This is a genomic window from Actinacidiphila epipremni (assembly GCF_012034175.1).
Lineage (GTDB): Bacteria > Actinomycetota > Actinomycetes > Streptomycetales > Streptomycetaceae > Actinacidiphila > Actinacidiphila epipremni.
Genome location: NZ_JAATEJ010000025.1, coordinates 59,940 through 74,074, shown reverse-complemented (window position 1 = coordinate 74,074; position 14,135 = coordinate 59,940). Strand labels below are relative to the sequence as shown.

The window sequence follows — 14,135 nt, the reverse complement described above, 5'->3', positions numbered from 1 at the left end:
AGCCGCGGCAATGGACCGAGCCGCGGCAATGTGCCACGGCTCGGCAAGTGGCCCCGCCACCGGCAGGAGGCGGGGCCGGGTCGGGCTAGTCGAACCAGCGGTCGCGGGCCAGCTCTTCGGTGCGGGACGGGTCCTCCAGGAGCGCGGCCAGCTCGAAGCGGCGCTCCCAGCGGCCGGCGGCCCATGCCAGGCCCGCGGCGACGCCCTCGACGGTGGCGGCGTGCAGGACGCCGTCGACGTAGCGCCAGTCGACCTCGATGTCGCCGTTGAGGAGGAGTTCCTCGTGCTCGACGTACGAGGTCGGCGCGCCGGGCAGCAGGTCGTGGACGGCCGGCAGCACCTCGTGCGGCTCGCCCTGGGAGACGACGGCGGCCTCGACGGTCTCGCTGAGCCGGCGCACCTGGAGCAGTTCGGCCAGTTCCGCGGCAAGGCGCGGCGGTACGGGCAGCAGCGGCAGGCCGGCGGCCAGCGGCAGCAGGTCGGGGGCGTCGGCGACCAGGGCGTCCGCGGCGTCGACGACGGCCGTCTCGCCGTCCACGACGGCCCGCAGCTCGTCGGGCAGGGTGACCTGGTCGGGGTCGAGGACGGCCAGGGCCGCGTACAGGCCGTGCAGCTGGGCCGGGGCGACGGGCAGGTCGGGGTCGGCGAGGCGGGCGAGCAGTTCGGCGGCGCCGCCCGGCTCGTCCAGCAGCGCGGCGACCGTGGTGCGCACCCCGAGGGCGCGCAGAACCTGCTCGTCGACGCCGGAGTCGGTCTCGGCCTCCTCGTAGAGCCCGGCGAGCAGCCGGTCGCCGCCGGCCGCGCGCAGCCCGACGGGGTTGCGGCCGTCGAGGACGGGGTGGTCGCGCAGCCACCAGGCGGCGTACGGGCGTACGGACTGCGTGGTGCCGTCCGGGAGCAGGACGCGTACCGGCGCGGTCACGGCCTCCCGCAGCGGGGGCCGGGACAGCAGCGCGAGGGCCTGGAGCCAGGCGTCGTCGTCGACGAGGTCGAGGTCGCGGACGCCGACGATCTCGGTGGCGACCGGCGGCACGTCGGTCTCGGGGAGCTGGTCCAGGACGTCCTCGCACCACACGTCGACGGCGTCCAGCAGGCCCACGTCGTCGGGTTCGGCCCAGTCGCTGTCGCGCGGCTCCAGGTCGTCGGGGTCGAGGACGACGTCGGCGGCGCGGACCAGCGCGAAGGTGGCCAGCACGCCGACGGCGGTGAGCGGCTGCTCGCCCCAGCGCTCGGCGAGGTCGGGGTCGACGGTGCCGAGCTCGTTCTCGCGCAGCACGGCCTCCAGCGGGCTGCCGGGCAGCACCAGCTCGCCGGCCGGCGCGAGCTCGCCCTCGTCGTCGGGGAGGGCCAGGGCGGCGAGCCAGGGCTCCTCGCCGGGCGCGAGGCCGGCGGCGCGGGCGAGGCCCAGGACGGTGTCGGCGAGCTCGTCGGCGTCCAGGCCCGACTCCTCGACGTCCCAGGCGGCGTCCTCGTCCAGGGAGGCGGCGACGGCGGCGCGTACCTGCGGCGAGGTGAGGATCGCCCGCGGGGTGGCGGGGGCGGCGCCGAGCTTCTCCAGCAGCGGGTGGGCGGCGTCGGGGTGGGCGAGCCGCAGGCCGAGCCGGGCCAGCAGGGCGGGGTCCAGCGCGGTGTCGTCGCCCGGCACGGGCAGCAGCACCTGGCGGGGGCCGACAACGGTGCGGCCGTCGGCGAGCGGCACGGGCAGGCCGCTGAGGACGTCGGGGTCGGTGCCGGCGAGGGCGTCGTAGAGCCGCCACCACCACTGGGCGGGCCGTTCGGCGCCGGCGAGCCGGTCGACGGCCTCACCGAGGGAGAGCCGGGCGACGCCGAGCTGCCGCAGCGCCGGGCGGCGCTCCAGGGCGGCGGGGACCAGCGTCGGCAGCACCTCGGCGAGGACGCGTACGGCCTCGGCGGTGGCGGCCTCGACGACCTCGGCCTCGACCGGGCGCAGGGCGTGGCCGTCGCCGGCGAGCGGCCCGTCGTCCTCCCAGCCGCCGTCGGCGGGCGCGGCGGCCTCGTCGGCGGGCGGTTCGGCGGCGCGCGGCAGGAAGGGCGTCCGGGGCAGCCGGGCCAGGACGCGGCGGCGCAGTTCTGCGTCCAGGGCGCCGGAGCCGAGCGGGCCCGGCACGAGGTCGACGACGCCGGTGCCGGTGGGGCGCCAGGCGGCGAGCAGCCGGACGTAGGCGTCGGCGGCGCGTTCGACGAGGAAGTCGGTGAGCGGGCCGGGCGCGGCGTGCCGCCGGGTCGGGTCCAGCGGCAGCGAGGCCAGCAGCAGCGCGGGGAAGCCGAGGGGTTCGTCGGTGGGCGTCGGGGCGTGCACGACGGCGGCGGTGCGGGGCGCGGCGGGGGCGCCGTCGGCGGCGACGGGCACCGCCCAGGTGACCGACCACACGGGCCGCAGCCGCTCCTCGACGGGGCGGTCGGCGAGCAGGTCGGGGGTCAGGGCGCCGCCGTCGCCCAGCACGCGCCAGCGGGTGGGCGCGGGCGCGGCGCTGTCCTCGACGAGGACGTCGCCGTCGGCGGTGGCGGTACGGGTCAGGGTGCGCACGCCCTGCGGGGTCTCGACGACGACCTCGGCGAGCCCGGGCAGCGCCAGCAGCAGCGCGTCGTCGACGGCGGCCAGCAGCCGGGCGGTGAGGTCCTGCGCCGCGCCGTCCCGCAGCGGCAGCACGACGACGGTGTCGTACGTGTCGGGTGCGGTGCCCTCCGCGGGCAGCGGGAGCCGCAGCAGGGGTACGTGGCCGTCGCGGCGGCGCAGTTCGTCGGCCAGGCCGGGGACGGCCGCGGCCAGGGCGCGGGCCTCGCCGAGGGACCAGCGCACGCCGCCGCCGCGGCCGACGACGGCGGGCTCGTCGCTGACGGCGAGGACCGCGGCAAAGCCGACGCCGAAGCGGCCGACGGAGGCGGGTCCGTCGTCGCGCTTGGCGGAGGCGCGCAGGGTGGACAGCGACTCGACGGCGGTGTGGTCCAGCGGGGCGCCGGTGTTGGCGGCGGCGAGGACGGCGGGGGCGTCGCCGGCGGCCTCGTGGTAGGTCAGCCGCAGCCGGCCGGGGACGCCGGCGCGGGTGGCGGCGTCGGCGGCGTTCTGGGCCAGTTCGATGATCAGCCGGTCGCGGTGGCCGCCGAGGGCGAGGTCCTCCTCGGCGTTGGCGTCCTCGCGGAAGCGGGCGGCGGACGCGGACCAGGCGGTCAGGACCGCCCGCCGCAGTTCCGCGGTGCGGAACGGGTCGGGGTGGCCTTCGGGGGGCGTCCGGATTACGCCTGCGCGGGTCACGTACGGTCCTTCGCTCCTGGCGGGTGGGCCCCGGGTGGGGGCTGTGCACGGTGACCGTACCGCCATTCGGCGTGCCCTTCATCCCGCGGCCTGACGTGCTGCCGCGGGACGGCTGCGCATATGGCGGCGGGAGGCGCATATTGCCGCGGACGGCTCCGTACATTGCCGCGGGAAGCGGTCAGGAGGCGCCGGGCTCCCGGGCCTCCAGCGTCATCGGGTCGGTGTCGTGGTACTCGTCGAGGACCATGGGGGCCGGCTGCGGGGGCTTGGGCATGACCGCGGCCTCGGAGTGGCCGCCGCAGCCGTAGCCGAGGGAGACCAGGCGGCCGTCGGCGGGCGAGAACTCGTTGGCGCAGATCCCGAAGGCCTGGCTGAGGGAGCCGGCGATCGGCACCAGGAAGCCGCAGCTGACGCAGTTGGCGGGGGCGGCCTGCGCCATGGCGGTCTTCGGGCCGAACTGCTCGTCCCAGCGGTCGGCGGCGGCGTGCAGCCCGTAGCGGGACAGCACGCGGGGGCGGCCCAGGCCGAGCTGCCCGGCGATCGAGGCGATGGTGGCGACGGACGGCACGATGACGTCCTCGGCGACGGTCTCCTCGATGACGGGCGCGGCCGGCGGTTCGTCCTCGCCGCTGTAGCCGGGCTCCAGGCGCAGGTCGTCGGCCTCGGTGGGCAGCAGGTCGCCGGGGCCCATGTCGCCGGGGCGCAGCCGGTCGCTCCACGGCACCCATTCCGGGGCGAGGATGGCGTCGTCGCCGGGCAGCAGCACCGTTTCGTCGATGGTGACGACCTTGGCGCGGGAGGCGCGGGTCAGCGTGGTGGCCCAGCGCCAGCCGCGGTAGGCGGGCTCGGTGCAGGCGAAGTAATGGGTGACGACCCGGTCCCCCTCCGCGGCGACGCCCAGGTGCTCGCCCACGGAGTCCGGTCCCGCCGCCTCCACCGTGACGTCCCTGGCCATCTCGACCGCCTCGGCGCACAGGCGGTCAGGGGTACGGCTTCGCATCGCTGCACTCACAGAAATCGTTTCTCTCTCTACGCCGTCTCACGTGTGCGCTCGCGGGCGGAAAGGACCCGACGCGGAGAGTCGCAGCGGAGCGGACCTGTGGACCGCTTCGACGCCTGGTCTCCCTGCCAATCCGGTCCTGCCCGAGCGTCCTCGGGCGCACCTGTTGCCACCCATTCTGCGTGATCGCACGGTACCTGTGCGCACCACGCCCGCAAAGGAGGGGGTGAGCACTCTTCCGATTGGGGCAGGATTGCGTCATGGCAAGAACCGTCACAGCCGGCCGCGGGCCGGTGCGCAGCGCGGGACGCGCCCTCGCCCGCGGCGTGGGCGGTCCCGCCGGTGCGCTGGGCCGGCGCATCCGGCGGGCGACACGGTCCGGCGGCGCGGGCGAGTCGGGCCTGGCCAAGCTGATCGAGCTGCACGCCGTCAACTCCGCCGGCGACATGATGATCACCGTGGCGCTGGCCAGCACGGTGTTCTTCTCGGTGCCCAGTGGCGAGGCGCGCGGCAGGGTGGCGCTGTATCTGCTGGTGACGATGGCGCCCTTCGCCCTGCTGGCGCCGGTGATCGGCCCGCTGCTGGACCGGTTGCAGCACGGCCGCCGGGCCGCGATGGCGATGGCGATGATGGCCCGGGCGGTGCTGGCCTGGACGATGGCCGGGGTGATCGCCACGGCGGGCCTGGGCCTGTATCCGGCGGCGCTCGGGGTCCTGGTGGCGTCGAAGGCGTACGGCGTGGTGCGCAGCGCGGTGGTGCCGCGGCTCCTGCCGGGCCGTACGACGCTGGTGAAGGCCAACTCGCGGGTGACGCTGTCGGGCCTGCTGGCGACGGCGGTGGCGGCGCCGGTGGCGGCGGGGCTGAACGTGATAGGGCCGCAGTGGCCGCTCTACGGGGCCTTCGTGGTGTTCCTGTGCGGCGCGATCCTGTCGCTGTCGCTGCCGGCGAAGGTCGACTCGGCGCGCGGCGAGGAGAAGGTGCGGCTGTCGGCGGACGAGGAGGCGCCGCCGGAGCCGGCCGGGCTGCCAGGGCGCAAGCCGGGGCTGCTGAGCGTCGGCTCGTCGGTGCTGCACGCGCTCCAGGGCAACGGGGGGCTGCGGGCGCTGTCGGGCTTCCTGACGATGTTCCTGGCCTTCATGATGCGCGAGCACCCGCTGAACGGGCTGACGCCGGCGATGTCGCTGGGCGTGGTCGGCGTGGCGGCGGGTGTCGGCAACGCCTTCGGCACGGCGCTGGGGGCGTGGCTGAAGGCGCGCGGCCCCGAGATGATCATCGCGACGGTGCTGGTGTGCGCGCTGACGACGGCGACGGTGGCGGCCGGCTGGTACACCCTGTTCACGGTCGCGGCGCTGACGGCGGTGGCGGGCATCTCGCAGGCGCTGGCGAAGCTGTCGCTGGACGCGCTGATCCAGCGCGATGTGCCGGAGCTGGTGCGGACGTCGGCCTTCGCGCGCTCGGAGACGGCGTTGCAGCTGTCGTGGGTGGTCGGCGGCGGGCTCGGCATACTGCTGCCGCTGAACGGCCCGCTGGGCATGGGGTGCGCGGCGGGCCTGGTGCTGGTGGCCTTCGGCGTGTCGGTACGCGGCCTGTTCGGCGGCGCCCGGCGCGGCAGTACGGCCCGCGCCCGCGTGGCCTGAGGCCGCCCGGCGCCGGGTCGGCGCCGGGTCCGGAGCCGGGCGGGCCGGACACCGCACCCGTACGCGCGCCGGCGCCGCGTGGCGGGTCCCCCGTACGGGTCTGCCCGCGGCGGCGGGGGGTGCCCCCACCTGGGGACACGCGCACCCCCGCGCGGGCTGGGGGCGACCGCCCGGTAGCCTCCTGCCATGAGCATTCGCCGCGCCGCCACCACGCTTGGTGCCCTCTCCCTCGGGCTTGTCGTCCTCACCGCCTGCGACAAGCCGACCGCCATGGCGACCGTGACGGTGGGCGGCAGGACCGTGCAGGCGGAGGCCGCCGACAAGTGCTACGACGGCGGCAAGAAGCTGGCGCAGAACGTGTTCCTGGCGTGCTTGCAGGTCACCCCGAAGCACCACATCACAGTGCCGGTCGGCGACCAGGTGCGCATCGGCGTGGACCCGTCCATCGCCGACAAGGGCTGGCTGATCGCGTCGGGGACGACGCTGGTGACGCCGGAGCCGCTGAAGGACAAGACGTACTGGTCGGTGGACAGCGAGCAGCTGTTCAACCAGCAGGACCCGACGACCGGCGGCACCACCACCGCTAAGCAGGTGACGCTGAACATCGTGGAGTCGTCCGACACCACCGGTGAGGACTCCTTCCGGGTCATCCAGGTCAACCTGATCCGGAGCAACTAGCCGTGTCCACCCGCCGCGGGCGCGTCCTGGTGCTGACCGCGGTCGACGCGGAGCGCGAGGCGGTCGCCGCCGGCCTGGCCGCGGCCGGGGCGCCCGGCGGCGGTGCCGAGGTGGTCGCGGCGGGCGTGGGTCCCGCGGCGGCGGCGGCGCGGGCCATGCACGCGATGCTGACCGCGTGCGGGGCGGGGCGGCGGCCCGGCCTGGTGGTCAGCGCGGGGATCGGCGGCGGTTTCGCGCCGGCCGCGCCGGTGGGCTCGCTCGCCGTCGCGCGGACGATCGTGGCGGCGGACCTCGGGGTGCGGACCGGCGAGGGCTTCACGCCGGTCGCCGAGCTGGGCTTCGGGCGCGGCGAGCACTACCCGCCGGCGGGGCTGAGCCGGGCGGTCGCGGACGCGCTGGGCGCGGCCTACGGGCCGGTGCTGACGGTCGGTACGGTCACCGGGACGGCGGAGCGCGCGGCGGAACTGGCGGCCCGTCACCCCGGCGCGGTGGCCGAGGGGATGGAGGGCTTCGGCGTGGCCGAGGCGGCGGCGCAGCTGGGGATACCCGTGCTGGAGATCCGGGCGGTCTCCAACGCCGTCGGCCCGCGGGACCGCGCCGCGTGGCGTATCGGTGAGGCGCTGGCGGCGCTGACGGCGGCGTTCGGGAAGCTCCCGGGAATCTTGGAGGTTGAGGCGGCACATGACGACACCGACGAACCCGATGAACCCGGGGACACCGAGGACACCGGGGACCGCTGACGGCGACGGCGCCGGGCTCGCGTACGGGAGCGCGGGCGGGGGCGGGAACGGGAGCGGTGAGGCGCTGCGGATCGCGTACTCCCCCTGCCCCAACGACACCTTCGTCTTCCACGCGTGGGCGCACGGCCTGGTGCCGGGCGCGCCCCCGGTCGACGTGACGTTCGCCGACATCGACATCACCAACGGCATGGCCGAGCGCGGCGAGTTCGACGTGCTGAAGGTCTCCTACGCGGTGCTGCCGTGGGTCCTGGAGGAGTGGGCGCTGCTGCCGTGCGGCGGGGCGCTGGGCCGCGGCTGCGGGCCGCTGGTGCTGACCCGGGAGCCGGGCACGGACCTGTCGGGCAGGACGGTCGCGGTGCCGAGCGAGAAGTCGACGGCGTATCTGCTCTTCCGGCTGTGGGCGGCTGCCGAAGTGCCGGGCGGCGTCGGGGAGATCGTGGTGATGCCCTTCCACGAGATCATGCCGGCCGTGCGGGACGGCCGGGTGGACGCTGGCCTGGTGATCCACGAGGCGCGTTTCACGTACCAGAACTACGGGCTGCACAAGCTCGCGGACATGGGTGAGCACTGGGAGGGCAGCACGGGGCTGCCCATTCCGCTGGGCGCGATCATCGCGCGGCGGTCGCTCGGCAAGGAGCGGCTGCACGCGCTCGCGGAGGCGGCGCGCACCTCGGTGCGGATGGCGTGGGACGACCCGGCGGCGTCGCGCGGGTATGTGCTGGCGCATTCCCAGGAGATGGATCCGGCGGTCGCCGACCAGCACATCGGGCTGTATGTGAACGAATTCACAGCGGATTTGGGCGAGGCGGGTTACGCGGCGGTACGGGGGCTGCTCACCCGGGCGGCGGCGGAAGGGCTCGTGCCGGCGCTGGGCGCCGACGCACTGGCTTTCTGAAATTCGCGGAGCGAAAACGGCGCTTACCGGAACAACTTCCTCCGGTAAAGCGCCGCTTTTGCCTTGCCTTAAACGTCGAGCTGGTCGGCGACGACCCGCAGCACGGCGGCGATCTTGTGGCCGTGGGCCTTGTCGGGATAGCGGCCACGCTGCAGCGACCGGGCGACGTCTTCGAGCAGCGTGGTGAGGTCCTGCACGATCGGCAGCAGTTCGTCGGGCTTGCGGCGCTGGGCCGCGGCGACGGAGGGCGCGGGGTCGAGCAGGGTCACCGAGAGCGCCTGGTCGCCGCGCTGGCCTGCGACGACTCCGAATTCGACGCGCTGGCCGGGCTTGAGGGCGGTGACGCCGTCGGGCAGCACCGAGGAGTGCACGAAGACATCGCCGCCGTCGTCGCGGGAGAGAAAGCCGAAGCCCTTCTCGCTGTTGAACCACTTGACCTTGCCGGTAGGCACGTCCGACCTCGTCCTCATTGCTCGAAACCGCTCTGAATAAGACAGCAGCGGGTCCACCGGAGACCCGCCGACACCAAGGCTAATGGCCAGATGCCGTGTGACAAGACGGCGAGGTCCCGATCCCCCGCCCGTACAGCACGGACCTACCCTTGTCCGGTGAGCAAACAAACCATGGGCGCCGGTGACCTGCTCGTCAGGATCGGCGCGATCGTCTTCGTGGTCGGGGCGGCCGGCACCCTGGCCACGGTGGCCCCGCTGCTGCTCGGCACGCGCCGGCTGCCGACGCCGGCGTATTTCGTGTCGATGCTGATGGGGGTGGGGCTGGCGCTGGCATTGCTGGGCCTGCTGCGGTCGGCGCTGGCGCAGCGGCGGCCCGGGGGTCACCCGCAGGCGTGAATTCGAAGGTCAGGCCGCCTGCGAGGTGTGGGCGGCCAGCCAGCCGGGGAATTCTTCCAGAGAGGCCAGGACGACATCGGCTCCCGCCGCCCGCAGCTCCGCCGCGCTGCACGGCCCGGTGGCCACCGCCACGGAGAGCGCACCCGCCCGGTGCGCGCCCCGTACGTCCCCTGTGTGGTCGCCGACATAGACGGTCGCGCCCCACTCGACCAGTGCCTCGGCCTTGGCCTCCGCCCAGAGCCAGCCGCGCAGCTCCGCCTCGATTCCCACGTGCGCGAGGTGCAGCTCGGCGTTGGGGCCGTATTTGGCGGTCACCACGACCGGACGGCCGCCTGCCGCCCGGACCGCGGCCACCGCGTCGGTCGCGCCCGGCATCGCGGGCGTGGGGGCGATGGCGTGGTGCGGGTAGAGGTCACGGTAGCGGTCGGCCATCTGCGGGACCTGCTCCGGCGGGAACCAGTTGGCCAACTCGTCGTCCAGCGGCGGTCCCAGTCGCGTGACGGCGAGCGCGGAGTCGATGAAGACGCCGGTCTCCGCCGCGAGCCGGTCGTACACGGCCTTGATCCCGGGCCGGGAGTCGATCAGGGTCATGTCGAGGTCGAAGCCGACCGTGAGGGCCGGCGGAACGGAGAAGAGGTCGTTGGTCACGGCACCTATTGTCACCTGGCGGGTCAACCTCTCCGCAAAGGTGACGGGGTCACCACGCATAGCTGGCGCGGCCTGAGCTCATGCCCGGCGTGCCGTCCGAGGGCCGTCGGCAGCCGTGGGACGCCGCGCCGCCGCAGGTGCTGGACGCGCTGCTGCACGGCGGCACGAGCCGGAACGCCGAGGTGCTCCGCGGCCTGCGGGTGCCACGGTCGGCGCGGCCTTTGCGGTGGCGGGCTGGTGGTGCATACCGCCGCTGCGGCTCCCCTAGGCCGAGCGGCGGCTGCGCCAGAGGAGGTAGAGGGCCGTGCCGACCGCCGCGAGCCGGACGGTGAGCGGGTAGGTGTCCTGGAACGCCTGGCCCACCTGCCCCTGGGCGATGGGGTCGCCCCACTTGCCGACGTCGCGGCCCCAGATCCACACGAGCATGCCGGCGGCGAACGCGCCCGGGATGACCAGCACCGCGAACTTGGCCTGGGGGCGGCTGAGTCTGCGGGAGAGCCAGGCCGTCAGCCAGCCCAGGCCCAGCGGGATGAGGGAGCCGATCGCGGCGCCGGCCAGCAGCAGCGCGGCGGCCAGCAGCAGGACGGGGCTGCCCCAGCCGCGGGCGGCCCCGCCGGCGCGCAGCATCCGCGGCAGCAGGCGGCGGCGGGGCCGGGCGCCGGCCGGGACCTCCTCCGCGACCTCCTCGGCCTCGTCCTCGGCCTCGGCTTCGGCCTCCTCGACGGCGGTTTTGGCGAGGGGGCGGCCGGCGGCGTCCAAGTCCTCGTCGTCGACGGGGATGAAGATCCCGCCGGTCATGCCCGGCAGCCCCACCAGCTCCTCGCCGGAGCCGAGGCCGCCGCGCCCGTCGCCCTGCCACCACTCGACTCCGCCGGAGAAGCCGCCGGTCCCGCCGGTGAACCCGCCGGCGCCCGCGCCTTCCGTACGGCCCTGGGCCGGCCGGCCCGGGCGGGGCACCCTGCCGCCGCCCGGCGGCTTGGCGTAGGGCCCGTACGAGCCGGGCGGCGGCTCCTGCGCGGGCGGGGGCGGCGGGGCTGCGGCGCCGGCCCGGGACGCCCGGCCCGCGACCTGCTCCGCCGCCGCCTCCACGACGTCGTCGGGGCTGCCGATCCGGCCCAGGACGCGCTGCACGGCGGCGGCCGAGTCCGCCCCGCGCGTCTCGCGCTCGATGTCCTTGCGCAACTGCGCGACCAGTTGCATGCGTTGTGCGGCGGGCATCGCGGTCTGGGCCAGGTCACCGACCCGGCTCAGGTAGTCGAACACCAGCCGATCGCTCTCGACGCCCACGACCAACCGCCCTCCCCCCGCACCGTTTTCGCCTCAGCCGAAGGTACCGGCCCGCCGGTGCGGCTGTCGCCGGGACACCTCGCGGACGGCGTTCCGGTTGCGGATCGGACACCCGCGGGCCGCGAATCGCCAACGGCCCGCATGGCGCCGGCCGGCGGCGAGCAGGGTCCGGCCATGGACATCGGGAAGGGCCTGGAGCACCTGGCCGCCATGTTCGCGCTGATCGTGCTGGGGTCGGTCGTCGCGACGCTGTGCCTCGTCGCGCTGGCCCTCTGCCTGATCGCGCTGGGCGCCCGCCTCCTGCACCGCAGGCGGCGACCGGCGCCGCCGGGAGCGGAGGCGGTGGCCGGCCCAGAGGCGGAGGTGACGGGGGCGGTGGCGGCGGTGGAGCCGGACCGCGGGGGCGAACACGGTGCCCGGGCCCGGCGCGACGCGGGTGGCAGGGCCTAATGTGGGACGGATGACGACCGGTGGCCAGAGCAGTGCGCCGCGCACCCTCGCGGAAGACCTGCGCGCGCGGGACGACGACGCGCTGGTGCGGCTGCTGCGTGCCCGCCCGGACCTGATGGCGCCGGTCCCGAGCGACCTCACGCAGCTCGCGACCCGCGCGGCCACCCGTACCTCGGTCGTACGGGCCCTGGACCGGCTCGACGCCTTCACGCGGCAGGTGGCGGAGGCGCTGGCGCTGGCCCCGGACGGGTGCGCGTACGAGACGCTGGGCGGCCTCATGACCGGGGTGCCGGCGGCGGAGGCGACCGCGGGGCTCGGCGAGCCGCTGGACGACGGGACGGCGCGGGCGGTGGCCGGGGAACTGCCGCGGGCGGTCGCAGCGCTGCGCGAGAGCGGCCTGGTGTGGGGCGAGGACGACCGGCTGCGGCTGGTGCGCACCGCCCGGGACGTGCTCGCGCCGTCCGCCTCGATGCCGTCCTCGACCGGCCTCGGGCCGTCCGTGGCCGAGGCGACCGCCGGGATGTCGCCGGCCCGGCTCCAGGAGCTGCTGGCCGACGCCGGGCTCCCCGCGACGCACGACCCCCAGAGCGCGGTGGCGGCGCTCGCGGCGCTGTTCGGCGACCCCGGGCGGTTCGCCGCGCTGCTGGCGCAGGCGCCCGAGGGCGTACGGGCGGTGCTGGACCGGCTGGTGTGGGGGCCGCCGTACGGCGAGGTCAGGGACGCCACGGTGGCGTGGCGGGCGGAGGAGGCGGAGACGCCGGTGCAGTGGCTGCTGGCCCGCGGCCTGCTGCTGCCCGCGGGCCGCAACAACGTCGTCCTGCCGCGCGAGGCGGCCCTCGGCCTGCGGGCCGGCCGCGCGCACCGCGCCCCGCAGCCGCTGCCGCCGCAGGTCGCGCCGGTGCAGCGGACGCAGAAGACGGTGGACGCGACCGCCGCGGGCCAGGCGTTCACCGCCGTCCGCACGGTCGCCGACCTGCTCAAGGAGTGGCAGACCGGCGGCCCTGCGGTGCTGCGCGCCGGCGGCCTGAGCGTGCGCGACCTCAAGCGCACCGCCGCGGCCCTCGACCTCACCGAGCCGCAGGCCGCCTTCTGGCTGGAGCTGGCGTACGCGGCCGGTCTCGTCGCGGGCGACGGCGAGGTGGACGAGGCGTACGCGCTCACGCCGGCCGCCGACGAATGGCTGCTGCTGCCGGCCGAGCGGCAGTGGACGGCGCTGGCCGGCGCATGGCTCGCCGCGACCCGCACGCCGGGCCTGGTCGGCACCCGCGACGCCAAGGGCCGCGCCCTGGCCGCGCTCGGCCCCGACCTCGACCGCTCGCTCGCCCCGCACGTCCGGCAGGCGGTGCTGGGCCTGCTGGCCGCCCTCCCGCCGGGCGCGGCGGCAAGGCCGGAGGAGCTGCTGGCCCGGCTGCGCTGGGACCGTCCGCTGCGCGCGTCCGCGGACTCGCTGCGTACGGACCTGGTCCGCTGGACGCTGGAGGACGCGGAGGCGCTGGGCGTGACGGGGCGGGGGGCGCTCGCCGCGCACGCAAGGCCGCTGCTCACGGTCACGGCGGCCGGCGAGCGGGGCGGCGACGGGGCGCAGGACCCGGGGGGCGCGGAGGGCTCCGAGGGCTCGGGGGCCGCGGGGGCCGCCGTGAAGGGAGCTGCGGGGCGCCGGGGCGCGGGCCCTGCCGCCGGGTCCGGCGCCGACGCGCGGGCCGCCCGCGCCGCGGCCCTGCTCGCGCCGCTGCTGCCCGAGCCGCTGGACCATGTGCTGCTCCAGGCCGACCTCACCGCCGTCGCGCCGGGCCCGCTGATCGCGCCGCTCGCCGAGACGCTGGGCGTGCTCGCCGACATCGAGTCCAAGGGCGGCGCGACCGTCTACCGCTTCACCCCGGACTCGGTGCGCCGGGCCCTGGACGCCGGCCGTACCGCCGCCGAGCTCAAGGACTTCCTCACCGCGCACTCGCGCACCCCCGTACCGCAGCCGCTGGCCTACCTCATCGACGACGTCGCCCGGCGGCACGGCACCCTGCGGGTCGGCGCGGCGGCGGCGTATCTGCGCTGCGACGACGACGCCCTGCTCACCGAGCTCCTCGCCGACCGGCGCGCCTCGGGCCTGGGCCTGCGCCGGCTGGCCGCCACCGTGCTGGCCGCGCAGGCCGACCCGGCGACGCTGCTGGAGCGGCTGCGCGCGATGGGCCTGGCCCCGGCGGCGGAGTCCGCGGAGGGCGACGTCCTGATCACCCGCCCCGACGCCCGCCGCACCCCGCCCCGTACGGCGCCCGTGCCCGTACCGGACGGCCCGCCCACGCCCGACGGCACGCTGCTCGGCCTCGCCGTCAAGACCATCCGGGCCGGCGACCGCGCCGCGACCGCGGTCCGCCGCCCGCCCGAGGACCCGCCGCCCGGCGTCCCCCGCACGCCGACCGCGGAAACCCTCGCCACGGTGCAGTCCGCCGTGCTGACCGGCCAGGCGCTGTGGATCGGCTACGTCAACGCCGAGGGCTCCGCCACGCAGCGCGTCATCGCCCCGGTACGCGTCGAGGGCGGCCACGTGACGGCGTACGACCACACCACGGACGAGATGCGCACCTTCGCGCTGCACCGCATCACGGGCGTCGCCGAACTCGCCGACGAAGGGGCCTGAGCCCGGCGGCACACGCCTTTATGGCGATACGGCCTCACGGCTTTAC

12 protein-coding genes are annotated in these 14,135 nt (G+C 76.2%); 7 read left to right on the top strand and 5 right to left on the bottom strand.

Annotation, left to right across the window (positions count from 1 at the left end):
• Positions 1-85: 85 nt before the first annotated feature.
• Positions 86-3,274 carry a sacsin N-terminal ATP-binding-like domain-containing protein gene (locus HCN08_RS26430; RefSeq protein ID WP_167985760.1) on the bottom strand — a complete coding sequence of 1,063 codons (3,189 nt, stop codon included), beginning with the start codon at positions 3,272-3,274 and terminating at the stop codon, positions 86-88.
• A 178-nt stretch (positions 3,275-3,452) separates the two neighbouring features.
• Positions 3,453-4,274, bottom strand: a complete 822-nt coding sequence (locus tag HCN08_RS26425; RefSeq protein WP_167985759.1) for a DUF3027 domain-containing protein — start codon at positions 4,272-4,274, stop codon at positions 3,453-3,455.
• Between the two features lie 260 nt (positions 4,275-4,534).
• Between HCN08_RS26425 and HCN08_RS26420 the strand changes: the two genes are divergently transcribed.
• From HCN08_RS26420 to HCN08_RS26405, 4 genes are all read left to right on the top strand, one after another.
• The gene (locus HCN08_RS26420; protein WP_167985758.1) at positions 4,535-5,911 is read left to right on the top strand and encodes an MFS transporter; all 1,377 of its coding nucleotides are present in this window, start codon (positions 4,535-4,537) and stop codon (positions 5,909-5,911) included.
• 186 nt (positions 5,912-6,097) lie between these two features.
• The gene (locus tag HCN08_RS26415; RefSeq protein ID WP_206319259.1) at positions 6,098-6,589 is read left to right on the top strand and encodes a hypothetical protein; all 492 of its coding nucleotides are present in this window, start codon (positions 6,098-6,100) and stop codon (positions 6,587-6,589) included.
• 2 nt (positions 6,590-6,591) lie between these two features.
• A complete protein-coding gene (locus HCN08_RS26410; protein ID WP_322974683.1) occupies positions 6,592-7,329 on the top strand; it encodes a futalosine hydrolase in 738 nt (245 codons plus the stop codon).
• Complete coding sequence (locus HCN08_RS26405) at positions 7,271-8,224, top strand: 1,4-dihydroxy-6-naphthoate synthase (protein ID WP_240970467.1); 954 nt, start codon at positions 7,271-7,273, stop codon at positions 8,222-8,224. The genes HCN08_RS26410 and HCN08_RS26405 overlap by 59 nt, the downstream gene beginning before the upstream one ends.
• Before the next feature lie 68 nt (positions 8,225-8,292).
• On the opposite strand, the gene HCN08_RS36735 is transcribed toward HCN08_RS26405, so the two are convergent.
• Positions 8,293-8,676 carry a cold-shock protein gene (locus HCN08_RS36735; RefSeq protein ID WP_167985757.1) on the bottom strand — a complete coding sequence of 128 codons (384 nt, stop codon included), beginning with the start codon at positions 8,674-8,676 and terminating at the stop codon, positions 8,293-8,295.
• A gap of 171 nt (positions 8,677-8,847) precedes the next feature.
• On the opposite strand from HCN08_RS36735, the gene HCN08_RS26395 reads away from it, so the two are divergent.
• Complete coding sequence (locus HCN08_RS26395) at positions 8,848-9,072, top strand: hypothetical protein (RefSeq protein ID WP_167985819.1); 225 nt, start codon at positions 8,848-8,850, stop codon at positions 9,070-9,072.
• A gap of 9 nt (positions 9,073-9,081) precedes the next feature.
• On the opposite strand, the gene HCN08_RS26390 is transcribed toward HCN08_RS26395, so the two are convergent.
• Complete coding sequence (locus HCN08_RS26390; RefSeq protein ID WP_322974681.1) at positions 9,082-9,720, bottom strand: HAD family hydrolase; 639 nt, start codon at positions 9,718-9,720, stop codon at positions 9,082-9,084.
• Positions 9,721-9,984: 264 nt separating this feature from the next.
• Entirely contained in the window at positions 9,985-11,007 is a 1,023-nt protein-coding gene (locus HCN08_RS26385) for a hypothetical protein (protein WP_167985755.1), read from the bottom strand.
• Positions 11,008-11,181: 174 nt separating this feature from the next.
• On the opposite strand from HCN08_RS26385, the gene HCN08_RS26380 reads away from it, so the two are divergent.
• Both HCN08_RS26380 and HCN08_RS26375 read left to right on the top strand, forming a co-directional pair.
• Positions 11,182-11,457, top strand: coding sequence for a hypothetical protein (locus tag HCN08_RS26380; RefSeq protein WP_167985754.1), 276 nt, complete (start codon positions 11,182-11,184; stop codon positions 11,455-11,457).
• 10 nt (positions 11,458-11,467) lie between these two features.
• Positions 11,468-14,089 (top strand): helicase C-terminal domain-containing protein, encoded by a 2,622-nt coding sequence (locus HCN08_RS26375; protein ID WP_167985753.1) that lies wholly within the window; start codon positions 11,468-11,470, stop codon positions 14,087-14,089.
• The last annotated feature ends 46 nt before the right edge of the window (positions 14,090-14,135 follow it).

Coding starts and splice junctions, on each gene's coding strand:
- HCN08_RS26425 (WP_167985759.1), bottom strand. CDS start 4,274: ATGCGAAGCCGTACCCCTGACCGCCTGTGCGCCGAGGCGGTCGAGATG.
- HCN08_RS26420 (WP_167985758.1), top strand. CDS start 4,535: ATGGCAAGAACCGTCACAGCCGGCCGCGGGCCGGTGCGCAGCGCGGGA.
- HCN08_RS26415 (WP_206319259.1), top strand. CDS start 6,098: ATGAGCATTCGCCGCGCCGCCACCACGCTTGGTGCCCTCTCCCTCGGG.
- HCN08_RS26405 (WP_240970467.1), top strand. CDS start 7,271: ATGACGACACCGACGAACCCGATGAACCCGGGGACACCGAGGACACCG.
- HCN08_RS26395 (WP_167985819.1), top strand. CDS start 8,848: ATGGGCGCCGGTGACCTGCTCGTCAGGATCGGCGCGATCGTCTTCGTG.
- HCN08_RS26380 (WP_167985754.1), top strand. CDS start 11,182: ATGGACATCGGGAAGGGCCTGGAGCACCTGGCCGCCATGTTCGCGCTG.
- HCN08_RS26375 (WP_167985753.1), top strand. CDS start 11,468: ATGACGACCGGTGGCCAGAGCAGTGCGCCGCGCACCCTCGCGGAAGAC.